We start from the raw sequence: 24,953 nt of genomic DNA, 5'->3' as shown, positions 1-24,953 counted from the left end.
AATACAATTGATATCTGCAGTAGCTATTTATATCATGTAATATACTAATTTTTTATGTCTGGTTTCGAAAATATATCATCAACAGAACGATGTTCCGGCGGTGTTGGACCACCGGATCCAGATCAACCGCTAACAGAGACTAGATTTCGCATTCCATATAGTACAATTGGATTAGTAAGCATCATTCTTTTACTCGCTGTCATAGGTTCCACAGTAGGTTTTCCTTTAATTTTTACCAACGATTGCCCTTCACATGAAAAAGCGACAGTGGCTATTAATACAGTACATGTAGAGGAGGAAATAATCACTTACGTGCAGTTGATTGACTCTCCGCTATCTGATGGAGTTCATGCTTCTGTTAATGAAGATATACAGACAATGATCGAAGTTGGCGACACGGTGTCATTCTCGTCAAAGAGCCAGTCCGAGCTAAAAGTTCATGCAGATAACGGATGTAACGTAAACAAACTACAATAACATAACCATCTAATCTGTACAGTCAGATTCTAATCCTCGCACTCGCAATTATTGTTTTCTTCCCACAAATACTTGTAATGGTAATCAGACTCAGTTGTCTTTAATCTATTAAATTCGATTAATTCTTGATACCCCTCTCTATTAATCGTCTCAGCAACACGGGGGAAACTCTCCAATTTTCTCTTGAACATATGATGCTGGGTTGTCTCTCTCCTCTGACTTTTTTATAAGCACACTAATATACAGATAGCCAGACTTCTTTGAGATATTGAGTGGATTATCGTTCCACGTTTTTAATTGATTGAGTGAACCCTCACCTCCATTTTTGTGCAACTTAATTACATAACAGAATATTCTATCGTTGCGTGATAGCTTGAAGTGATAATGAATAATAAACTCAAAGACAAGTCCACCGATGATTGGTAAAAGTCCAAATATGAACACGGTGTAGACATTGGATAACAGCCAATGGATTAACACTTCAATAGCTATCAACATGAGGATAATGTCTTTAATTGTATAACACGCCTCCTGAACTTTGATCCTTTTAGTTTCCTCTCACTAGGCTTTAGAAACTCAATAGTTTCTGATAATACCTCTTTATGTTTCATATGACATAGATACACCCTCCAGTATAATCATTATCAACAGAATACGGTATCTTGTTCCGATTAATTCGTTGGCTTCTCTACGGCTCGAGGGACTCAAATTAATACTTTGTATAAATCTCACCAGTATGTATAGCTAGTTCTATTCTTTTTGACGCACGTAACTATATACTCTTGTGTATAACATAAATATAGGGACTCACATGAGCGTACTTCGAATGAGTGCCTGTTAATTAGTTAGATGTCTTGCTTCCTTTGCTAAGAGTCCTATACTTGTATCGTAAATGTCTCATGCACGTCGATTTCGTTTTTTAGTTGCGGGTTATGTGAGATAACACGAAGCTGGTGATCATTCTCGAATCCTTGTATATTCACTGAGCCGTTTATCCATTCATAATCACGGTACATGTACTGAGTCTCACTGAGTAAATCAAAAATCTGCGCCGTATATGTTCCATCGCTGTTCTCGATAGTCTCTTCGAGATTATTTTGTCCAATTAGGTACCATCCATCAGCGTAGAAGAATGCATCTGGAACATCAGCATCAGTTTCAAATTGTGTGGTTTGAGCACGTGGTTGCTGAAGATATACATTGGTAAAATCATTAAGAGTAAGCGTCATGTTAACGAGTACCTCTGACATCTCATCCATGACAACGCGTGGAAACGAATCACTATAGATTGTTTCAGCATCACGCTCAACAAGAGTCAATTCTGCGCTTTGTACAGTCGGAATATCACTCTGATCTGTTGAAAGCGGATTTACACAGCCAGCTAATCCAATAGCACCGACTAGTCCACTAGATTTTAAATAATCTCTGCGCTTCATTATATATTGTACTATAAACTAAAATAATATTTAAATTATTTGAGTTGACTCAGAATCGCTTCGAATATAGCTGAGTAATGCTATATAGAGTTCAGAGTCGTTCGGAAATCGTGTTTGACTGATAATCTTCGATTCTTGTGTACTTTCTAGTATCTGAGGACATGTCGCTATATCTGTTATTCTAATTGAATCAATATCACCTGTTGCGTAGTTATGCAACTGCCTGCTCTCAGTATCAATTGAATAACACCTTTCAATTAGACTAACGACTTGATCTGTTTGTTTTTTCATTTGTCTCTACTCTTGATTTATGTAAATGAATCTTTGTATTTAAGTTGACTCAGACTGACAGTAATTTATAGCAAGTTTCAGTACATCATAGGGTTCGTAGTTCCGATAGTCTGTGATTAAGTTTTAGTTTGCTGACCAGATGTGGTTTTCATACGTGAGGATATAGTATTATTAGATGATAGAATGTTAGATCATATGGGTGTATTATCAAAATGTTATAGGTAATGCTTATATCATCAAACGTCTAATATATTGTATGGAAAACTATTATGATTATATTCTTAGCGGAATTCCACTAGGCTTCATCGGGATATTCTCTGTACTCGTATTGTTTGGATCGTCGTATTCGCTGGCTACTTCACTGTCTGCTGGGTTCGCTGCGTTATTAATAGGTCACGCAATGTTCATAAATGGACCTGTTTCAAATTCTCAAAATAACTAACACGGAGGATGCGGTTACTCCGGTCTTCACTGACGAATAAAGCATATAGTTCGATAGTTTATCACCATGTTAGTACTGTCCTTGCCCCGGGGTATCGTTCTGAGATACCCCTTCGAATATCTATGTCATCAGAGGTATCTGAGCTACTTCAATAAAAAATTAAGTTAATGCTGATTTCTGAGACTCATTCCATGACCTAATTCAGACAGAGGGGCAAGAACTTCATTATGATGCCAAAGAGCGATTGTAAGAGCGGTTTCATAATAGTCTTATTTATGACATGACCCAGATTGGAAATACTTTCCTACATCAGTGACTGCTTGTTCAAGTGCTTAATTTACTCAGATCTAACAAGCACTCCCGCATTTTCTAATCCAGTCGTTATATTTTGCCGTCCGATGATGTACGGGAAAACATTTGACAATTCGACTTGTGACGAATAATGAATAACTTTCGCATCAGAGTCCTCGAGAGCAGACTGCCCACGATCCCTCCAGGAAAATGGCACATTTTTATTCAAGTTATATTGTGTGCGGCTGTTCATTTCTAATGAAGAATTGGATGGATCACTGAATCTATTGTCATCAGTAATTGAAGGGGTCTCTTCTTCGAGAGAGTTCTGTGAGCTATTATCAGATTCTGAGTCTGAGTCTGAGTCTGAACTTGATGTTGAGCTGCTGCTCCGGTTCAGATTCCAATAGGGTGTATCAACGGCTTGATCAGCTAGATCGTCAGTTAAGTTATAGATCCTCGAAGAGAGGTTCCGACAAAAAGTTCGGTTACCTGTGTCGCTCGAGCTTATCGATAAAACCACCAACTGTTGCATAAAGCTCTAACTGAGATGGGTTAACGGGAAAACCACAGTGTGAGTGATTGTTAGTGATCTCTTCACGGGTTGTATTAATCTCGATTACAATTTCTACAGAATCAATAATATCATCTGCAACCAATATTTCATTGTGTTCACTCAGTGCTTCCCTGGCAATTGACTCAAGCGTGGTTATATCGAATGTGGTTGAATCATCCTGTGTTAATACAACGTATATGAATGAATCGTCGACTTCTTTATACCTCGGTACTGGCGTTGCATAAGCCGATACAATCCAGTAATCAATATAATAGGTTGTATGTGTAGTTTCTGTACGCTCCTTTGAGAGTGAAACGGCTGTCATGTATTTACTGCAATGTTGTATATTGTGTATAAGTGTATTTGTATTCATCTGACATAATCAAAAACCAGAATGTACAGTATAGTATACTGTGTAAATATACCCGTGAGAAGCTTCGAAGACATCACACAAAGATACGATAATCCTTCATTTAGTATTACTTGTAACGCGTGTGGATTAAACGATTATACCTGGCAATCTTAGCGGGAAATGGAGGCTTCAGGAGCAGTGATACTGAATTGATCACCGCTGATCATAAATTGTCCATCATGTCCGGTGAATCTCTCTGGTAATATTGAACAGCCGCATCAATCATCTAGTAAATTCGATGACAGCGCAGTTTATATCGTATTATCATCGAATAATGAGTCGGATGCCGATGCAACAGCGATACAGGCTGGTTCATATACTAATTGTGAAGATAGCATATACACACGATATAAACGGAAAGATAGTCAACGTCCGCTTGTTGGGCATGAGTACTACATGTGTTCATCTTGTGAAACAGCATTATGATTGAGTCAAGTTTAATGATAACAGGGCTAACTCAGCTTCGCTGACGAGTAGGGAGGTGATGGGATACAGCTGTACACCAAACACAATAGAATATGGGTGGCACATACTCCTATAAAGTCTGTGACGAATACTACTCATGAGACTGGCTTAGAGTGCGATCATAACCACGGTCAGTCTGAATCAATCTCGTCACTACCGATTATGACTGGGACAGTCCGAATCACAGCGTCTGTTCAGGCTGGAACCGTTGTGGGTACGTATCATCGAGATATACCGCTTGCAAGTACCGTTATAGAAGCAGAAATATAATACGAAAGCACGGAAGCCCCCGTCCTCACTGGAGCGATAGCAGAGTATGTCGCCGATTCGTTATTTATACTCATTTAATAATTGCTGTTTGAGGATGTGAATTATTTGTATCGGATTCTGATTGTACTTCATCACTTTGTTCTAACTTTTCAGCTGCATCTGAACTCTTCACGTTTTTCTTGAGTGCTTGTTTCATGGTCTCTCTTAGTTCCGTTTCATTAATATTGAGTGTCAATATGTACTGTGTATTTTCATTACGTGGATTGTATTTTTTGTCGAGTGATCCCACTAGTTCTTCTGAATTAAAATACCATGGTGAAAATTTGAACATTAAGTGCGTGTATAGGGATGTTTCAAATTTGGTTGCTGCTGTAATTGTTCCAAGCTTGATCGCAGTGGTGAAGTGTGATAGCTTTTCAATAGCTGCTTTGAGTATATTATCCCGTGCTGGTTTTTTCACCTTTTGTAGTTCTTCTTTGGCTTCTTCTTTAGTTGCTGTTGACGTTTCTGAGTATGGCTCAACAGTTTTGTCTGAAATATCTTGAGGAGATTCTGAATCCTTTGGACGCCAATACTCCCAGTGTTCTGCTAGGTCTTTGCTTGTGGAATCGTTTTCCTCATCAAATAAAATCATACTTACGTGTTCACCAAAAATAACAAGATCTTCCCAATCTCCTGTTTCACTGATAGATAAAGTGGAGCAGTTCATAATCCTTGAGCGTATAGCCTCTGTCTTAGTTCTTATAACTTTTCCATTTTATTACTAATTCTATTTGTGGATCTGTACTATACAGATTATACTATACTTTACTATAATTCAGTTGACAGTTTAAATAGAGCGATACATACTAGTAAAAGAAATGACACTATAGGATAATGAGTTCTCAGTTTAATCATTTTTCAAAGTATGCTATGTTAGCTCTTATAACATTGACTGCAGTATTCATCATAGGAACGGCAAGTGCTCAGACGTTTACTTCCGGTGATGAGATTGCATTTTCTGTGTCTGAAAAGCCTGGAAACGCAAACAATGTTGTCGTTAATCTGGAACCAAAGTCGAGTATAATCGATGAAGCCTGTCAAGAAACATCGTTTGATTCATGTTCAGTAGATGATCTTCAATATGTCGAATATACAATCACGAATTCTTCAGGTACCAGATTAGGTTCATCCAGTGCACAATTCATTGGGTCACAACCAGAGGAACGCGTGTTCACAGTCTTACAAACCCAATTATCTGTTCATAGAGACGTTATTGATAATGGATACGTCATTGGCAAATACACATATCGATTCGAAAACTGTGTTTTTGGAGAAGTCATGTGTTCGTCTGAACTTGTTTACATTCAATACACATCTGATACATTTGCGCTTGAAAATCAACCACCAGATGTGAGTTCGATTAGAGGAGAAATTTTCACTGATTCACCTGATAGTATTCAATTCCCTGGAGCACAAGATCCAGAGGGTGATGATTTAATCTATCATGTGCGCTCAACGAACGGAGATTGGATAGATGACTCCGGAAATCTTCTTTGTAATAAAGAAAGTGAATCTTCAGAGGGCAAGCCGTCATCTGACTGTGATAGAAGTATTACAGCGGGATCAGGAGAGTTTATTCCAGTCGGACTGAACTCTGGTGATCGAATAGAGTCTCGAGAAACTCGTGCTATGCTTGGCTCAATCACCCTTGTCGTCGAAGATTCAGCTGGAAATGAGGTTCCTGTTAGTATAACTGTATTTAAACAGCGATTTACTGAAGATTCCATTGATCTAATACTTCGTTCGTCGACACCGACCGTTGAGTCTGGAGGTAACATTAATATTGAAGCTGTTTTTTCAACGACATCAACAATATCAGGTGACGTTCAGTATCGATTTAAATCGAGTAATTCCAGAGGATGGTCTTCATGGCAAAATGATAATACATATTCATTTACCGCACCAGAGAAACCTCGCCAGATTGTATCATTAGCTCAAGTGTCTGTTGCAGGCAAAGTTGAGACAGCCACAACCAAAATTATCATTAACGAGCCTGTTTCTCATTGTGTCCGAATAAATACCGACCGGTTAGCACTTCCAGATTCAGTGCAAATACAGCCTGATAAGGATTTTTGCAAGGATAGTTCAAGAGCACACACTATCCGATTAAAATCAATTACGCCTCCTTTGAGCGGGTTTTCATCCAAAACAACGCCTGATGACATAACTGTGGATTATTCAGTGACACGACTCCCTGATGGAATCAAAATGACAGACACAGTTATGATAACTAATGTAAAATCAGATATTGTCACAGAGGATGGTAGAGAGATACCCGTTGCAATAATCTCTGGAAACATCTTGTTTGGACTTACTGGTGAGTATTCAGACATTACAGATGATGTTGGCTTCACAATTCAAACACCACGCTCTGACAAGTCATCTGATGCTTCTACAGGTGATCCTGATGATTCCAGTAGTCCTGATAAATCAGTCACGTTTGATAAATCAGGACAGATATTCTCGGCAAAACAAAGCTATAGTGTCAAAGAGACCTACACCGCGCCAAATAGATTTGTTGATGGATCATTAACTGACTCACAAGTATTTGAAAACGGTCAGATTCCACCGATGCGAGCTGGACTCGGGAAAATGACTGACTTTACCAATATCAGAGGGCTAACAATCGATAATACACAACAACCTGCTGTTATTGAGTCTGACTCCAGAAATGACGGATTTAATATCGGATTATCGTACATTGGTGTCCCTACAAGTGGTGATGTTGATACATTTGATGCATCACTTGACATTGCGTACGCATTGCAAACAAGTCAGAATGGGCAATTAGTTGATTTAACAATTACTGATAAATTTGGACGTGTTATCGATCCGATTGAATTACAGAGTCGTGAACGGTTACTTCAATCGACTGTCTCAGCAGATTATGATACGAATCCATATGGATCAACCAGTACTGACGTTGTCGGCATCACGAAGGATACGATTAAGCTGACCACAAAGGAGCAGCGATATCTGACCGAAAATAACGAACTTTACATTCAGTTTGAAACGCCACACGATGGCATTTTACTTTTATTTGAATCCAATATTCAAATCAACTCAAAGGAAATAGTCACAGAGAGTGCAGATATTCCACCTGGAGCATTCGACAATTCATATGAATTTGAGCCAGCAACATTTGATGCTCAGTTTGACGTTGTTGGATCAATCAACGATCGATATGAAACGTATGATTATCGACCAAGAGATCCGATGTATCTCGAGGTAACAGTCGAGAACAGTGGTGATCTTCGAGTCACTCGGACTCTAGGGGTTTATGATTTTAATAAAAACACTGGCGAGGTGAAGGCTATTGGAAAAGAGAGGGTCACGCTCGATCCTGAATCAACTGAAAGATTGAGTATTGAACACAGCTGGAAGCCTTACGAGTATGGCAATCACATCGTGCGAGTGTTTGATATCACAGACGGAACAAGTCCAGAAGATCTACGAAGTGTGACAGCATCAAGCACAGCGGTTTCTGATCGTCGTAGCTCCGTTGAAAATCCAGCGATGTCTCGTGACGAATCAACACAGTCACAGCAATTGGTAAGTACAGAACTCGTTGAAGAAATTAATGTATACGTATTTCAACCTGCAACGTTTGAAGTTGTTGAGATAATTCACCCTGATAATTGGCTCATTCACGAGAACTTTGATACGCGTGTTGTTGTTCAGAATATCGGTGATCTTGACGGAGCAGCACGATTTAAAACATCATTAGATGAATGGAGTGATGAATTTACCATTCCGGAAACGGCTGGTGGAAATGTTCGTGAGAGTGAAGTGGGCGCACAAAAGACGATTTTCCTCGATAGAGAGTCATACGATTACTCTCCATCGTATCCGACTCGACCGGAGCGAGAAAGTGATCGACCACGATCACCGTATGGGTCAACAGAAGCAACAATGGACATTTCTGTGACAACAGTTCATCCATTTGCTCAACAATCTGAGTTTGTGTACAATGAGCTTAAGCATACGATGCGCTCTCCGGTTCGGATCTATAAGATGGAGATTATGTCATTAGAGGTTGAGAAACGAACTACTGACAAGTATACAATTGAAGACGGAGAATGGTATGCAAGTGGATACCCATATTATAGCTTCACAGATTCACAATATTGGTCAGCTGGACACTACGCAACAGAACATGATATTATTGAGTTGCCAGCAAATTCACTTCCAACATTTAGTTCTACACAGTTCATTTATGCTCCACTGAATTCAGAGAAGGATCCATCGGAAGACAATCGACGAATGTCTGTTAGAGCGTTAATTGCAAATAACGGAACTGCAGAGACCGGAATTGCACGTGTTCGAGTTGTAACTGATACTGGAAAACAGGGATTACCGGACATTCAGACTGTCGGAACTGCTGGGATTCATTTAGACTCTTATGAGTACCAGTATGTTGATATTCCTGTTGTAATCTCAAATAATGAGAACAATTATGGAGTTCACAATATCGAAGTTCAGGTCCGAACAACACCTGATTATATTCGACAGACGAATCCACAACCAGGGTATGAATCACAGCAAGATGCGATGAGTGTTGATGTAAACATTGAGTTATGGGAAGATTTCATCTCACAGCGAATTGAGATGGATTCGGTCATTAATGAGCAATGTGAAGGATATAATCCGTCAACACCTGATAGAGTTGTAAATTGTCGAACTGAAGATCAAGAACAGTTAGACATTGCTGCTATTTGGAAAAACGTTGGAGGTGTCTCAGGAACACTTCTTGGAAATGTGGACGTTGATGCTGTATCAGATCCGTCAGGAGCATGTTATATCGGTCCATGTACTGGTTCGAGCCGGTTCCAATCTCCAGGGCAGGTAGAATTATTTAACCCTGGCTCTGGATTACCAAGAACGTCATATTGGAACAATCAAGCAATGACAATTAGTCCCGAGTCTATTGGATCATTAAACGCTGATCTTCCATTCACCGAACCTGGAGTATATAGATCACGTGCATCACCACACCGATCGAATAATGAAGATATTACATCATTTGGATCTGCTGAGCCCCTACTTCCAATGTATGAGGTGCTTGGGTTTGCACCACGGTATCAACATGAGCGTGTCAAGGTATTAGATATTACAGACCCTGCATCGTACATCAGCTCAGATCGTGTCAAATTTGATTGTAAATCTGGATCTCGGAGTTGTGACCAACGTGTAAGTTCCAATCCATTCACCATATGGGAAGGTGGAAGTATCTCAGCAACAGGTAAGCAATCAGTCGACAACGTTCGTATCTCAAAATATGAATGGAGAATTCACGAGTCTACGACAGATTCTCTGATTCTGATTCTGCTACTAATAAAACCGTCAATATTCCAAATGGGGGATATTCAGTATGCAACGGAAACTACTGCTGGTCTGCTGGCAAAGAGTACCACAACCGAGGATATGGTCGAGATGGTGTTATTAATCGATTTGATGAAGCAGGTCGATACATAATCTCTTTAGAAACATCTGATGATCCAGCATATGGCGTTAATGCCTCGTTGTACTCAGATGGTGACCCAAATACGGATATCTCTGAAAAAATAGTAACTGTTAGACCTGATAATGAAGACCCATATGTATCATTTGAAGATACATTCACTGGTGTTGAAAAAGATGCTACTGCTGGCGGAACTCCCGTCTGGCATAGATATACAGGACTCCCATTTGGACTTGAGTATCCGGGTGTAGAGTACTGTGCAGAAGTGCGCACATACGATAATCAAATTGGAGTTGAATCAGCGCTATGGGACAACTTTAATGATGAACTCCGTATCGATGGTGTTGATAAAAAGTGTATACAATTTAATGAATATCCAAATAATGAAGTCTTCGAGACATCCGAGGAAGATCGCCAACGTACTGAGCCATTAAATTACACTGCCTGGGATTTCAGCCAAAATTCAAAGACATATACACGAGACGTTGAAGTAAAGCATGACAATACTGATCCAGCAGTCAGTCAGTTCAAATTAGAACAGGGAAGTCTATTTGATGCTAAAACAGGGTACAGTCAAATCTTTGGACGGATTGATTGGGTTGTCGGTAACGCCAAAACGTTCTGGTGGGAAGAATCAAAGAATCCTGATTCCCTATTTGTCTCGACAGACGAGTGGTCTGGACATGATATATTATTAGATGCTGAGACTGTTGACTATGGAGATAGTGGTGAACCAGCAATCGGCGTTGCTTGTAATATATACAGCACATCATTAACGAGCGAAGTATTTGGCGGATGTTCAAAAGATCAAAACATATTCGCTCGATGGCTCGGTGGAGGGGCTTCGAACTTTGGGGCACCTAATAGGGGTAGTGGTGACTACAGAGCTAGCGATTCTGGGTATGCTGATGTATTTACTCGACAACCGGGAATACAACTCCTTCGAAATTGTGCACAGAATACCAATCTTCGACGATCGTGTTTCAAAGATACAACTGTATTCAAAGAGGGCAATTCAGACCGAGTGATAACAACAAAAGAGAAAACCAGGGTAAAAGATCCTGATGACCCTGGTGATTATGATTGGGCTTATAAATCGGTCTCAGATGATAAGTATGACACTAACATATCTGATTCTGCAGTGACTGTCAAAGCAGAACAACTTGGAGCTAACAAAGAAGATCTCAATATTCTTTCTGAAGGAATACCAATCGAAGGAGGATACAAGATAGGAGGAGCCATTACTTCAACAGTATACGATTGGCACGGAAATAATAAGACTGAGCGAAAAGAAATTGATTTTATTTATGACACTACCCCACCGGTAGTTTCTGGAAATGCGTCATCTGATTCCCCCGATTACCGTCGAGATGGATCTGCTTCTGCGAGAGATGAAGAAATAAATGATGTTGCAATCTTGAAAGCTGCAAACTGTGTTGATGTTTCAGATGAGGGTCCAAATGGAGGTGTTGGAGTAAATAAGGACACATTCTCGTACCGAGTGTTTGGAGATGAAAAGACAGGAGATGGACGTATAAGTAATTTCAATGGGGCACTCTTCAGAGGTAATTGTGCGTTCGTAACATTAGAGGTGAATGCAAATCGACCACCGATCGGACTCACATACAACCCTTACTCGGAAGAGTTTGTCAGAATAAGATCAAGTTCTTCTCAAACTGAGGCACAGTGTGTGATTGAATATTTTGGTGGTCCAATTACAGATGCCAAAAAGTTGGAAATAATTGATAAAGAGTGTCCCGACAAGGTTCTAACCATAGATGATTTCGGTGACATAGGAGAAGGATCTTCACGAGTCTACTATGGAGATGGAGGATGTTATGGTGATTCTGTAAGTTCAATTTCCACACGAGGAGAGAAACCACCGGCATGTAATGGCTTCGATGATGACGTTGATTTCAATATGAATCCATCAATTACAGACAATCATGGAAATCAAGCAGATGACGTATATGCAGCTGTTTGGGGATATCTAAAAGATGAAGGACGCACAAAGAACAATAATAAATGAGATCCCTCACAGTTACTTGTACTATCCAATTAGTGTGAAACTACTCGAGATTCATATCGAATAGAATATTGATTCACACTATCTTTTAATGACATAAAATTTATAGATTATACGAATAGATTAGTTATATGGATCTGACATCTAAAGAAAAGATAACACTAGCAATAGCAATAGCAATTATTGCAGTAGTTTGTGGATTGATTATTGTTGCCAGCGGTACGTCAACAACAGCCACGCTATTAGATCGAGGGTTTCAATCCTCAGTAGATAGTCCAAATTCTGAAATAGATTTTAAGAATCTAACCTCTGAGCAGTTGTTACGAGAATTCGAAGTCAATGCAACAAAACATAATGTCTCTATCGATGCAGTTGTTACTCAGGTAGATGAGACTTCATATCCTGTAGATTCAACTCGAGACGAGAGTGACAGAGAGACGCTGACTCAAACATTTGAGTATTCTGTGAGTGCAGATGAATTTAGTTATCTAAAGATCAACGGACAAGAAGTAATTCAATATTATAGTTCAGATATAGAGTCGTCTGGAAACAAGTTGTCGCAAATTGCACTTATAGATGGAGACGCACAGACAGATCCACTACAGATCACCTCTGTTCAGTTAGAATTTGAAGGAACGAGTGACAGCGGTTATACTGTCAACGGGGAAGATCGGACGATATATGAATATACTGTTTTGACCCAAGATTCAAAAGAAATAGGAGATGCAGTGGTTCTTGAAAATGGACTAATTCTATATTATGATGTTCAAATAACTGAGAACGAGACCCTAACACACACGAATATTTATACAGAATTAACTTGAGACTATACGATATTGTGACTGTGCGGGTATCGTTATGATAGAATCACTAGCAAGGTATATATCAGTGCACAGAACAGAACAGAATAGAATAGATCACCCTTCAATATCATAGGTATGTCTGGTGTTATTCATCCGTTTATTGCCAAATATCCGTTTTTACAGCAAGCAAAAGAAGTGGTAGAGACAACTGCAAGAGAGCGATTGTTCGATGATACAGTGAAAAATGCTGCAGCACAGAGAGTGTGATTTCCGCTATCAACGAAGGACAGACAGGTCCAATCTCACAATCAGCAACAGATAATATTTTGCAACATTCGAGGTTTGATGATCTTCAGCTCGAAATTTTAACTTATCCAGCGGCTCGGCTTGTCATGAGTTGCATCGATGATTGTCGCATTACTCATCAGTACCCGGAGGCTGAAACACAAACGTTCATTAAGCGACTTCAATCATATGATATTTTTAACCAATCAACAAATCAGCGGACAAAAGGGGTTCGATCCGTGATTAGTCTTGATGAGCTTGTTGAAGAGTGTAATATTCCTGTCGAAAAATAATCTTCATTAGCTCACGTGTCAGATTCAAAAGTCATATTATCTAGTGAGCAACAGCAGAGGGTTCTCACGAAATTATTTGATATTGATGTGGAGATACATACACTCCTGCAAATTACTCAACTATCGAATCATGGAATTATTTCTGGAATAAAGATGCACTTGAAGATGCGGTTAAAAAACCCACTTTCGTATTATACAATTAAACTACAAGATAGTGATGAAAATAGTGGATACGTCTATTATACTCTGTCTGCTCATCTTGAGACAAAATATATTCGCAACATCTCTGTCCAATATTCGTCCTTCTCGTTCTGATCAAGTTAGTAATAGTATGTTATGTTTACTTGTAGGTAGCATCGCACTAGCTCTCTCAGTGACTGAATTAGTCTTTCAATTATTGGGTCCTTACAGCGATTCAGTTGTCGTATTGCTATTTGCTATTGACGGAGATTATCGTGTATATGTTAGCAAGAATTCTACGATTAATGAAGCTCTTGAAGACGTTAAGACGATTATCGACCGTAATCAATGCTCAATCTCAATTTCATATTCAGCTAATAAATGGCATTCTCTTAGATGGGAGACATTTTATCTCAGCGTAGAGCAGTAGGTGTTATTCAAGAATACATATGTCTGTATTGTTTCTACCAATTTTTGTTGTTACAATCGATACAACAAGAACCTTTGTTGGAATATCCGAATCCGTGTAGAGTGTGTTTGTAATCACATCTCCTATCGGTGACTGTGATTGTAATTGTGTACTCATATCTAGAGATTTGTGCGACGTATGTTAAACTCATTCCTGATTTCGTAAAAATATTTAAATGTACTTACGGTACAATTACTGGTAATGTATCAATTAGGACAAAAGCTCGCAGATAAGAGTGTAATAGACTGTGAAGGAAGTGAAATTGGAACGTTACATAATATTTCTGTTGATCCGCGAACAGGTGATATGAAATCGCTTCTTGTGAATCCTCGATCTCCAACACCAACAAAAAATCGTCACAAGTTTCCAACTAACGATGAAGGTCATTATCAGATACCTGTTAATCGTGTCTCCTCAGTCAAAGACTATGTTATTATTGACTGATTACGCTAGATAGCCGGATAGACCGGGTCTTCGACTTCGTTTGAAATCCTTTATCGAATTTTGCAGGGACACGGACAGAGATATTATTAGATGATATATCGAACATCTGAGTCGAAATTATCTAAATCGAGGGGATAACTCAGATTGATCTCATAATCTGCTGACTTTCCGTTACATTCTGCAATCAGAATTGAGATATTGATTAGTGTCTTATTTTTCTTCATATCAGATGGGTCATGATACTTTCATGCAAATATAAGCTCATCTTGAAGACAAAGAGAGTCGAACACTGGGGAGTTTGACAGTAATTTTATACATGAATTTTCCGTTAATACGTATGTGTAATGATATGAATAACATCCCTGAGGAAACACGTTCAGAGTTACAGTCACAGTGGAATTCAGGGATGTCATATATCGAGTTAATAGATAATTTTGACCCTTAATTACCTGGAGTAATAACACATATTCGATGACTATGTCGACACGATTCTTCATCTATCGGAGTTACTGATTTTCCATGGCGAGATGAGGAAGTTCTTGCTAAATTATACAGTCAACGACCCCACCCTATCTCGCTCGTCGTAACTGGATCGCTCGTTGAGGGTGGGGCTCGTCAGTGACCCCTTCCTCTAACCCATGTTCGGTGGGTGTGAAGCGTATCTCTCAACTCGGTGTCCTCGACCCTGGCTAGAGCATATTGACTGATTTTCCTCTTCCGAGACGGCTGATGACCCCCCCAGGAGGCACAGCTGTGCTATGTTCTTCGCCGTCGCAAAGTCACGCCGTGACTTTGCTGCCCGTCGGACGTCGTCTGGAGACAACGTCGTAGTCAGCGTGGTTCTGCTTTCCACATCGCTGGCGCTGGCACTGTCACTCGAACTCGTCTCGGTGATGGTTGCCCGTCATGGACGCACCCGCACTCGTTGCACCGCTTGCTCGTATTCTGTGGATTCATCATATCCACGAACACACTGTGTTCTTCTGGCTTGTGCTCGACAAACTGTTTCAGTTTGCGGAACGCCCACAGTGAGTGCCAGTCAGCGTACGGTAAACGGTCTCGAATCCCATCGAGCTTCTCGAAGATGATGCCATCACAATCGTGTTCAACGGCTTCTTCTGCGATTTCGTTTGCGACGGAATGCAGGAGATGCTTCACGCACTCGTGTTCTCTACCTTGTCGCAGCCCATCGCGCCGTACCGAGGGCTGTCGAGACAGTGATCTTCGAACTGTGACGTCCCGACGTGGGCTTCCTTGCAACCGAGGAACTCCCGAATGAGGTGCTGGCACCGGTCGGAGATCAGGAGGTCTACGCGGCTGTTGTCGTCCTCACCGAGCGGACGCCGACCTCCCGGATGGCGTGCAAGACTCGGACACCGAGTGAGAGAAGTCGATGAATGAACGACTCTGTATACTGGATCCAAAGTTCGTCTTAATTACTTACATACCAGTCCTTATGTAACAACTCGTCTTGTGAGAAAGGCAGATGTTACATAAGAATACTCAGATATCCCTGCGTCCCTGTCGATCACGTACCCCTGCTCCAGAGACACTCGCGCCAACAATCGAGTTCGTACAATACTGTATAACCATTCTCGGCAGTCCGGGGAGTCGACTCTATGCCTTACTCCAGAGAGTGACCTGTTGTGCTCGGTTGCTCTTCGCAAGTGACACAACGGCGATATACGACTGCAAAACAGGCTATTCTGGTATGTTGGTCACTGTGAATGTTGCAAAAACACGCCGTCCGGCGGCTTTTATATCAAATTTCTAATTGCTGTCTCCTCACAAGCAATTCGGCGAATGAGTATACATACAGCAGTTGTTAATTTGTCATGTGCTGAGTCACTCATTCAACCCTATCATTTCTTTGAGAGCTGCAATCTCTCTTGCATATCCATTATCAAATGATCTGGCATGTATCTTACAATCACATTGATCGATGATATATTTACAGGGGACATCATCATTATCTATCGTTATATTTATTAGCAAACACATGGATTTGTCAATTACGATGCTCGTATCTGTACACAGACACCAAGCGGCTCACTACACAAACGACCCACAGACAATCACTACGGCGACCCAGAAAACCCGATGACAGCACCTCATAACACGACGCACACCAATACCACCGAAGCACCGAATCGAACGACACGTGTGACGACTGAGCAGACATCGACTGCCGATACTTCCCCTCAAGTAATCCCAGGGCGCACACCAATCACCGAACAGGCGGGGGCGCCACTCGTCCCGATGGCTTCCCCCCCAGAGAATGGATCGGTGTCGTTACAGACTAACCATGAGACGCACACTCACCCGACTCCACCACCGACTGCCGCTGAGCGTGATGCTCCGCTCGTGCCGGACCTCCGCTTGACTCGCTACACACAGGGAGGTGACGAGTGATCACAGACGCAATTCGAAGCCACCAGCACCCAGAGATAGCTGACGGAGCCAGTAGAGCCTCCCCATCGACGAGATCGACTCGACGGCGTTGGCTGTCGTTCACGTGCCACGATCCAGCGCTAACTCGGCAGTCAGCCCGACAGCATTCGCTCGAATGGTCAAGAATGGCGGAGACTCATCCACCGGCTCACACGAATCAATCGCCTGATAACACGCCCACTGAATAATATCCATGCATCCCAACCAACTCGACGACGACGTTTTCACCAGAGATATCGACAATCCAGCCGGACGACAGCTCCGTGAGTTACTCTCGGAGCAAGACTATACTTTCGCGCCGGGCATATATCATGCACTCGATGCTCGCCTTGCGGAGATGGCAGGGCTCGACGCTGCCTACATGAGCGGCTATTCGACCGTTCTTGGTCAGTTCGGGTTCCCCGATTTGGAAATGGTGACGATGAGCGAGATGGTGACCAACGCCAAGCAGATTGTGGAAGCAACAAATCTGCCGGTTATTGCTGACTGTGATACCGGGTACGGCGGCGTCCACAACGTCCGCCGAGCGGTTCGCGAATACGAGAAAGCAGGAGTCGCCGCAGTCCATATTGAAGACCAGACCTCGCCAAAACGCTGTGGGCATATCGCTGGCAAGCAGATCGCATCTCGCGAGCAAGCACGGTCACGATTCGAAGCGGCCGTCGACGCCACGCAGAGCACAGACACCGTGATTATCGCGCGAACTGATGCTTATGGCTCTGCAAACGGTGACTGGGATGAACATCTCGAACGTGGTCGAATCTATGCCGACGCTGGCGTCGACCTCGTCTGGCCGGAGATGCCGGACCCGTCTCGCGAGGACGCAATCGATTACGCAGAGACAATTCACGAGACGCATCCCGATCTGGATCTCGCGTTCAATTACTCATCGTCGTTTGCCTGGAGTGAGCAGGATGACCCGCTGACGTTCGAGGAACTCGGTGATCTTGGTTATCAGTATATCTTCGTCACGCTGTACGGGCTCCACTCTGGGGCCCATGCAGTGTACGAGGATATGAAAAACATCGCAGAAAACGACGAAACCGCCCAAATCGAGTTAGAAGACCGGTATCTCGGTCACGAAACGGAGAGCCACCACGAACTCTCGTTTGTCCCCCGATATCAGGACACGGAAGCAGAGTTCGATCCCGAGGCACGAGCCCGTCAGGAGGAGTCTGCGGGGTTCACCAATCAAGAAAGCGACCCGATCACCGCCTCGGAGGGCGACGACTAATTGAGGACCGGCCCCCCGACCGATCCAGCGAGCAAGAGGACCCCGGACGATTACGTCTCCCCCGGTCTCGTGATGTCGCGTATTCACGAGAAGTTCGTCGACCTGGAGAACATGTCCCCCTCTGATCGAGTGGCACTGAATCGCATGACAAAGCCACTTCTGTCACCGCAGATATAGGGTTTCCACACGTTCGATCCAGGCTGATCAAGACCTCCAAGTCCAGGACTAGGGATAATCTGCTGTCCTTACACAACTCACTCGGCATATGAGGGTACATACAGCCGTTGAGAATTTATCATGTGTTGAGAGGTGTATCGTTCGTAATATTGTCGAACTTTCTTTCTCGAAAGTGATATATTTCGATATTGAAATTTATTCGAAAATAAGTCCCATATTGGCAAGACAATTCTGATATAATTCTCTGATTATGCACTTATTTTTAATGTATAGAGACGTGATAGTCCACTGTTGTGAGGGCTTTTCCGGATTATTGGGGAACTACTTTGGATGAGTCAGGATTTGCAATAATCCGGGGAATACCTCATGGCGCTACGTAACACGATATATTCTATCGTGCCATTGGTGTTTTTGACAAAATACAATATAAAGTTCACTCCTCTGTGAGGAGCACAGTCATATCCGATGCCCGTCGCGTCCCGTTGATTGAGAGTATATATGGGTGGCTCGCCCTCGCAACTAGCGATAGCGCCCTTATTTTTCTCGAAGTGACCGGTTACCGGTAACGTCCAAAACGCGAATACGAGATTCACGTCCGGGCTCATCTGCTACAATGACAATTATTAGCACACGCAGTCGCTAATACAAACGCTACATCTTCGAGAAAAGTTCCCATGTGTTCATCGGAGAAAAAGTTAGCTTGGAGTTGGGGATGGAAATCCCAACATCAGTTCGTTTTCACACAGTCATAGTCATAGTCATCGCCATCGTAGTCTGCCAGTGACGGTGACTATTGCCTCTCAGTGGGAGAACACTCTCGCGGGTGTAGCATAGATCAACTGTGTCCTATCGATTATTTGATTTGTTCCGTGTCGTGTCCGCCTACGCCAACAGCGATACCAGTTGGCAATTGTCATAGTGTGGCAGATTCGGTGACGGACGCCTTCCGCTTTCCAGTTGTTTCTCCCACGCGAGGCGTCTGCTATCATCCGCAGAGACGGCAAGTGGTTTGTGTTATATCTCCATTCTATTCCATTCCATCCTCCGGCTTCGGGAACTAATCACTCATGAGTGTCTCCACTGTACTCACACAACTAACTCAACTACTCTATGCAATTATAGCTCCAATTGATCAAAAAACTCCGTATAGCCAGACGACCCAACGAGTCGGTGATCAGCTAGCTATCCGACAACTGAGCACAGCCTGTATCTACGTATAAGCAAACTGATAGTTCACTCAGAATAGATACTCTGAAAAGCCACATTCACAAAGTAATGCCTCACGACGAGGACGAATTCTCGATTCCAAACAGCAACAAAGTCTCACCAACAGATATCCAACCAAACGCCGACCTCACAGGCGCGAACCTCTCGAACATCAGTTTTAGCGATACTAATCTCAGTACTCGAATCCAGGCGATGCACTGATACTACGATTGGGTGAGCGTTGTCTCGAAAAAAATCCAACCTGCCTCCTCATCCTCATCCTCAGGAAGGGTATTCGGAGCGCCGTATTCGGTTTGGATGTGGAATCCTGCTGTCTCCAGTTGCGCTCGAGTTGTCTCTGCGCCGGCGATGTCCCACTGCATCTCAGCGCCTGCGTCCAGCCAGTTGATATTCGTCCCTTCCCACTTTTGAAGACCCTCAGATACGAGTAATCGACCACCAGGACGGAGAACCCGCGCAAACTCGTCAATGACTGTTTGATGTGTGTCCGACGGAATATGAATCAGTGAGTGGGACGCGAGGATAGCATCGGCACACCCATCAGTCAATGGAATCCGGGTCATATCGCCACACAGGAGCGTCGCCTCGGGGGCGTTCGAGGCAGCTATCTCGAGTTGTTTTGTTGAAAAATCCAGTCCAATCGTCTGCTGGAATTGGCTGCTCAACTGTCGAAGAAATGGCTTTCCACCACCACAACCGGCGTCGAGAACCCGCGACTCTGGCGACAGGAAATTTAGAAGCGAAGACAGCGCTTTGCGTTCTTTATGACTGCGTGATCGCTCTTCAGTATATACTCTTGCGACGGTGTCGTAGCCATCTAGGACTGCCTCCTTGTCAACCATACTGACGTGCTCTTACTGACTGAGTGTCTTGAAACTGAATAAAACCGTGAGGTGAGTAAAGTAAGACGGAGACGACTGTCGTCGTCTGACATGATGCTGAATCAATCGGTTATCTCAACAAGAGTTACAACTAGCAACGGTGGCGCCGTGGTGACGGAATAAAGTCTCTAAACATACCCCGGTTAGGCGAGGCAGTAATAAGGTGAGTTGAGAATTCATATGCTGACCCATAGATACGGCGTCTGTTTAGATAACAACGGATGGTTCACATAGTTCCGTTCTGGACTCTACACACTGGTTCGAAGCTCATCTCAACAGCTCAGTGAGAATCTGGATTCTATCAGAGCCACGCGAAATCCGGAAGCGCTTCCGTCAGCGTATTGCATATCCAAAGACCATGGAGACCGCAGTCAGTGGACTGATTATCTTCCTGGTATCAAAATCACGCGAATTATGTCTCAACAGACGAGTGCTGACGAACGATTTGTGACTCGAGTGAGGTGATGATGTTTCTATGGATGGTATCGGGAAAGCTCTCATTCGCAACCCGACTGTTCGGTGGGGACTCGGCTGTCTGCAGTCCATAATCGGATTCCTGTCCGGAGCGTTTCCATTGTCGGAGTTGGGTTTGCTCGCCCGGCTCCGGCTCGTCATGTGTATGTATGCATGATCGTGGATCTGCGTGTCTCGTGCTGGTGCCATCAACACTGACAGATCGCGGAGAATCGATCTAAGATGCTTCAAACCGAACCCAGCCGATACAAGGATCCGTTAAGGGTATCACGTACACAAGCGGAGCTATGACAATCGAAGAGATATCATGATCCCTGATCAAGAAAATATCATATCTCTTTTTAGCAGTTGTTGCTCCAGCGGGCGGTCTCATGCTACAATATCTTGCAGATGAGCACGTATGTGACAGAATAGAGGCTGATATGATTGCTCGGATAGTTCGAATAACTGTGTTTGTTGTGGGTTCCCTTGCTACGAGCGTATTATACACGGTCATATTGAATCTCCTGATATTCTCAGTATGAAACCGAGCGCCTAGATCACTGCGAGTAACCTGTCATCACCCCGACGGATCCGTCTCAAGCCAGGACAAAGACATCAGACCTCTCCACATTCGTCTCAATATAAACTTTCTTGCGACTGACGAGCGCTTCCCGATTGCTCACACGAGAACCAATCCATCATTCCGTTCGGACAGACCAGCTCAGCGCTCTCGCATGCCAGTTATCCGGATCGATCTCCCTGATGTGATGTAATTCCACTAGGCGTGATTAACAGTCATGAGCTATCTGTCGACACGGACACATGCTCGACATTCGTCCACAATGTACAAGCTGGGACCCTGCAATTCCGGTAGATTCGATCCCAGGGAATTCAACTCACTCCTAACACTTGCACCAAGACAGTCGACTCATCTCATCTCATCTCATCTCATCTCAGACTCAGAACTCCAGAATGACTCTTTGCAATCTGCTCACAGACACAGAGTGAGAGACATATCGAACAGAATGAACCCCTGCAAGGTCGATTCCTCGGACTTCCATACGACTTGAGAATGCCGACGCTGTCAAAGGTGAAGGCAAGATTCTGGAATCCAGAAGATGAGCGACTACTCACTCCGATGGTCTTTGGATGGGGTGGGGGTACGCGTTGAATCTCTCTCGACTGGCACACGTTTTCCAGCTCAGTTACCGAGCAGTCCGGTCGGATTGACGATCTTGAGAGTAATCAAGACCAAGATCAAGACGAGTTGCAGGAAATCATCAATCAACAGTCCAAGCGCATTGAGCAGCTTGAAGAAGAGAGACAGAGAGCAGGAAGGGGGGCATAGGGCAGAGACGAAACTGAATCTACACCGTGTTCAACAGTTCATGAAACAGGTTTCCGCCGATACAAGTCATAGTCCTCCCCCGATGACGGGAACGGGAAAGGGAACACCGGCATCCAGCAGCATGAGTTGACCTCAATCGAGCAGTTATCTCGTCAGAGAATCTCGATGAAGTGATTGATTCACCGAGTGCTCGGCGGGCAATCTCAGTATTCACACATATCAATGACCGGGGTTCTTCCACTCCGAGGGGGATTGTCGTCAACTCATCGGATCGTCCATTGGAATTGCTCTCAGCTGATCAAGACGAGTCGCTTTGCTGGAAACAGCACTGTCGAGCTGCAGAGGTATTAGAATCGTTATCAGAGGACGCCTTCAGGTTCATCAACTCAAAGCATGGCAAAATGCTCGTCCTTCATGAACACTCTCAGACGTATCAACGGATGGTCGAAGGGACTCTGTCGACGTCGTCAGCAGGGGCGACGGGATAGCCGTCAGAGGACAGTACTTAATCGAAGCATAGTCCTATTTTGACACCCTTTTTTACTGGTGAGACTGTTGAGCGGTTACTACCTCAGTACGGAGATCAGCGACGGTGAGGGATACCTTCCCGTGTTCAGTAATCTCTGTCGATACAATCGAGGGTGTCATAGAAGTCCTCACAAGAAGTTATGTTCGAACTGAAGAGAGTGAAATGTCTATTCAGTAGGTATGCTTACTTTTACTCTGTAGTAGTCCCAATTTGGTATAACAATAGACCGCTAGTCAAGAGAAACCCTCCAGATGTCAGTTCAAATACACCGCCAGGAAGTACTTGTGAGTAGCCTGACACTGGGTTGGTAAGGAGTATCACACCGACAAGTAAAACGAATAGAGATGAAATAATTTTTACCACCTTCTGATAATTCATTCCCGCAAAATTGTGTCATCTGATTCCACTAATATCTTAATATCCCGTATTGAGCGGATCTTGGAGTAAAGAGTGGGTATGTGAACCGTTGTATAATATCCTCCTTCTACGATAATGAAACAGGATTGTAGCCTCACACATAACCCCAATAATTTGTATAACTGAAATACTGAAGCGATTATCTCAGTTGTGTTTTGCTGAGGGCACAAATGAATAATGGACTGGACGAAGAGAGACGCTCAAATGTGACACTGAAACGACCGAGTTCAGCTCTCACGGCGAGACTGGTGCTCACGGTCCTGATCATCGCGAGCATTTCAGGTCTCAGTTCGGTTAGAACTGTGACCGCACAGCAGAACAATACCACGACCACAGCCACAACGACAGCGACAGCGATACCGACACCTGAACCCCAAGAGATTGATTCTCCTGGATTCAGTATCTCAACGACACTCATAGCTAGATTAGCTATTCTATTGACTGCTTACTGGGTCTCGACATAATCAGCTCAGTTCAGACTGATCACTGACAGCCACAGGATCGGCGAGAATCTACTGTGTTTGTACAGATAGTATGTATCATCTGGATTGCTACAATATCACCACTGATCATCGTGGGTGTGACGCCCGTCATAACGAGTGTGACGCATCGTTGTCTTGCAGAAGTCCGTGTCTATCACATCTCGTCGGCAGTCCCGATCTACGTCGCTGCACGGAACTGTTTTCAATCTCTAATCAAAAATAATAATACTCCGAAGTCAGGAACTGTCATTTCATTCAATCACAAATTCTAATCAATGCATACCTTCGCATATCACTGGCTTCGGAGTTATTCTTTGCCACCCGATGAGCGTGTCTCATATTCACCGGGTAGCTTCCGCTCATCGAGAATGGCTGCAATCTGCAACGTGAGACTACACAAAATTTATCTTAATCTATAATCAAAGAACGTGATACTCCGGAGTCAGGTATCAGACATTGGGTTCCTGCTTGAGATGATGCTCGCATTCACCGCCACTGACTTCGGGGTTATCTGACACATCGACAAGCATTAGCACACGTAGTCACTAATATAAGCGTTACATCTTCGAACAAAGTTCCCATGTGTTCATCGGAGAATAACTTAGCTTGAAGTTGGGGATGGAAGTCCCAACATCATTGTCACACAGTCATCGCCATCGTAGTCTGCCGGTGACGATCTATATCGCTGCACGGGACTATTTTTAATCTGTAATTAAAAACAATGGTACTCCGAAGTTAGAAATTAGACATTCGGGACCTTCTGGTATAACCAACACGACCACGTTGACATATCACTAACTTCGGGGTTAATCTTTGCCACCCGATGAGCGTGTCTCATATTCACCGGAAGCACCAGCACCAGCACCAGCACCAGCACCAGCTCCCGCTCACCGAGTATCGCAGCAATCTCCGGCGCCGTGAGTGATCCGTGCTCTTCGGCTGCATCAAGTAACCGTTGCACGTCACCTCGACCATATGCTTCCACACCGCCACGCATCTTCAGATAATATCTCGCAGCTGCATCGAGTGCTTTTCTCCGTGCTTACTCATCGGTTGCTTCACACAGATTCTCCCAAACTGTTCCCGGCCATCGGTTGATTTGATACGC

General features: G+C 43.3%; 19 protein-coding genes. 11 read left to right on the top strand and 8 right to left on the bottom strand.

Features of this window, described 5'->3' with window-relative positions; genetic code table 11:
• Nucleotides 1-54 precede the first annotated feature (54 nt).
• A complete protein-coding gene (locus tag J07HQW2_RS00980; RefSeq protein ID WP_021053305.1) occupies nt 55-477 on the top strand; it encodes a hypothetical protein in 423 nt (140 codons plus the stop codon).
• A gap of 875 nt (nt 478-1,352) precedes the next feature.
• Here J07HQW2_RS00980 and J07HQW2_RS00970 read toward each other — a convergent pair.
• The 3 genes from J07HQW2_RS00970 to J07HQW2_RS00945 form a co-directional block, all read right to left on the bottom strand.
• Nucleotides 1,353-1,913 carry a hypothetical protein gene (locus J07HQW2_RS00970; protein ID WP_021053302.1) on the bottom strand — a complete coding sequence of 187 codons (561 nt, stop codon included), beginning with the start codon at nt 1,911-1,913 and terminating at the stop codon, nt 1,353-1,355.
• Between the two features lie 1,512 nt (nt 1,914-3,425).
• On the bottom strand, nt 3,426-3,818 hold the full coding sequence (locus J07HQW2_RS00960) for a hypothetical protein (protein ID WP_021053297.1): 393 nt from the start codon (nt 3,816-3,818) through the stop codon (nt 3,426-3,428).
• Between the two features lie 892 nt (nt 3,819-4,710).
• Nucleotides 4,711-5,349: a DUF5828 family protein gene (locus J07HQW2_RS00945; RefSeq protein WP_021053295.1), complete on the bottom strand. Its 639-nt coding sequence runs from the start codon at nt 5,347-5,349 to the stop codon at nt 4,711-4,713.
• Between the two features lie 167 nt (nt 5,350-5,516).
• Between J07HQW2_RS00945 and J07HQW2_RS00940 the strand changes: the two genes are divergently transcribed.
• From J07HQW2_RS00940 to J07HQW2_RS00925, 4 genes are all read left to right on the top strand, one after another.
• Complete coding sequence (locus J07HQW2_RS00940) at nt 5,517-10,157, top strand: hypothetical protein (protein WP_021053294.1); 4,641 nt, start codon at nt 5,517-5,519, stop codon at nt 10,155-10,157.
• A 2,143-nt stretch (nt 10,158-12,300) separates the two neighbouring features.
• Nucleotides 12,301-12,993, top strand: a complete 693-nt coding sequence (locus J07HQW2_RS00930; RefSeq protein ID WP_021053292.1) for a hypothetical protein — start codon at nt 12,301-12,303, stop codon at nt 12,991-12,993.
• Between the two features lie 114 nt (nt 12,994-13,107).
• Nucleotides 13,108-13,239 carry a hypothetical protein gene (locus tag J07HQW2_RS16935; protein ID WP_021053291.1) on the top strand — a complete coding sequence of 44 codons (132 nt, stop codon included), beginning with the start codon at nt 13,108-13,110 and terminating at the stop codon, nt 13,237-13,239.
• Nucleotides 13,236-13,550 (top strand): hypothetical protein, encoded by a 315-nt coding sequence (locus tag J07HQW2_RS00925; RefSeq protein WP_021053290.1) that lies wholly within the window; start codon nt 13,236-13,238, stop codon nt 13,548-13,550. The genes J07HQW2_RS16935 and J07HQW2_RS00925 overlap by 4 nt, the downstream gene beginning before the upstream one ends.
• A gap of 613 nt (nt 13,551-14,163) precedes the next feature.
• Here the strand turns inward: J07HQW2_RS00925 and J07HQW2_RS16930 are convergent.
• A complete protein-coding gene (locus J07HQW2_RS16930) occupies nt 14,164-14,316 on the bottom strand; it encodes a hypothetical protein (RefSeq protein ID WP_021053288.1) in 153 nt (50 codons plus the stop codon).
• 84 nt (nt 14,317-14,400) lie between these two features.
• Between J07HQW2_RS16930 and J07HQW2_RS00915 the strand changes: the two genes are divergently transcribed.
• A complete protein-coding gene (locus tag J07HQW2_RS00915) occupies nt 14,401-14,643 on the top strand; it encodes a PRC-barrel domain-containing protein (protein ID WP_021053287.1) in 243 nt (80 codons plus the stop codon).
• 831 nt (nt 14,644-15,474) lie between these two features.
• Here the strand turns inward: J07HQW2_RS00915 and J07HQW2_RS00910 are convergent.
• Nucleotides 15,475-15,801 (bottom strand): IS200/IS605 family accessory protein TnpB-related protein, encoded by a 327-nt coding sequence (locus tag J07HQW2_RS00910; protein ID WP_048075048.1) that lies wholly within the window; start codon nt 15,799-15,801, stop codon nt 15,475-15,477.
• An 86-nt stretch (nt 15,802-15,887) separates the two neighbouring features.
• On the opposite strand from J07HQW2_RS00910, the gene J07HQW2_RS16925 reads away from it, so the two are divergent.
• Together J07HQW2_RS16925 and J07HQW2_RS00905 are read left to right on the top strand one after the other, a co-directional pair.
• Complete coding sequence (locus tag J07HQW2_RS16925) at nt 15,888-16,040, top strand: hypothetical protein (protein WP_303703849.1); 153 nt, start codon at nt 15,888-15,890, stop codon at nt 16,038-16,040.
• 703 nt (nt 16,041-16,743) lie between these two features.
• A complete protein-coding gene (locus J07HQW2_RS00905) occupies nt 16,744-17,055 on the top strand; it encodes a hypothetical protein (protein WP_021053283.1) in 312 nt (103 codons plus the stop codon).
• Nucleotides 17,056-17,154: 99 nt separating this feature from the next.
• On the opposite strand, the gene J07HQW2_RS16920 is transcribed toward J07HQW2_RS00905, so the two are convergent.
• The gene (locus J07HQW2_RS16920) at nt 17,155-17,289 is read right to left on the bottom strand and encodes a hypothetical protein (RefSeq protein WP_303703848.1); all 135 of its coding nucleotides are present in this window, start codon (nt 17,287-17,289) and stop codon (nt 17,155-17,157) included.
• On the opposite strand from J07HQW2_RS16920, the gene J07HQW2_RS00900 reads away from it, so the two are divergent.
• Both J07HQW2_RS00900 and J07HQW2_RS16915 read left to right on the top strand, forming a co-directional pair.
• Nucleotides 17,288-18,328 carry an isocitrate lyase/PEP mutase family protein gene (locus J07HQW2_RS00900; protein ID WP_021053282.1) on the top strand — a complete coding sequence of 347 codons (1,041 nt, stop codon included), beginning with the start codon at nt 17,288-17,290 and terminating at the stop codon, nt 18,326-18,328. The two genes, J07HQW2_RS16920 and J07HQW2_RS00900, sit on opposite strands and share 2 nt — an antisense overlap.
• Before the next feature lie 1,452 nt (nt 18,329-19,780).
• Nucleotides 19,781-19,933, top strand: coding sequence for a pentapeptide repeat-containing protein (locus J07HQW2_RS16915; RefSeq protein ID WP_021053281.1), 153 nt, complete (start codon nt 19,781-19,783; stop codon nt 19,931-19,933).
• 2 nt (nt 19,934-19,935) lie between these two features.
• Here the strand turns inward: J07HQW2_RS16915 and J07HQW2_RS00890 are convergent, their stop codons facing one another.
• Nucleotides 19,936-20,574 (bottom strand): class I SAM-dependent methyltransferase, encoded by a 639-nt coding sequence (locus J07HQW2_RS00890; protein WP_021053280.1) that lies wholly within the window; start codon nt 20,572-20,574, stop codon nt 19,936-19,938.
• A 2,959-nt stretch (nt 20,575-23,533) separates the two neighbouring features.
• On the opposite strand from J07HQW2_RS00890, the gene J07HQW2_RS00880 reads away from it, so the two are divergent.
• A complete protein-coding gene (locus tag J07HQW2_RS00880) occupies nt 23,534-23,827 on the top strand; it encodes a hypothetical protein (protein WP_048075045.1) in 294 nt (97 codons plus the stop codon).
• 760 nt (nt 23,828-24,587) lie between these two features.
• Here the strand turns inward: J07HQW2_RS00880 and J07HQW2_RS00875 are convergent.
• Nucleotides 24,588-24,842: a hypothetical protein gene (locus tag J07HQW2_RS00875; protein WP_021053277.1), complete on the bottom strand. Its 255-nt coding sequence runs from the start codon at nt 24,840-24,842 to the stop codon at nt 24,588-24,590.
• Nucleotides 24,843-24,953: the final 111 nt, after the last annotated feature.

The sequence above is a fragment of the Haloquadratum walsbyi J07HQW2 genome, assembly GCF_000415985.1.
GTDB classification, from domain to species: domain Archaea; phylum Halobacteriota; class Halobacteria; order Halobacteriales; family Haloferacaceae; genus Haloquadratum; species Haloquadratum walsbyi_B.
Note: the sequence above shows the minus strand (reverse complement) of the source record. Positions and strands in the feature narration are given on the sequence as shown.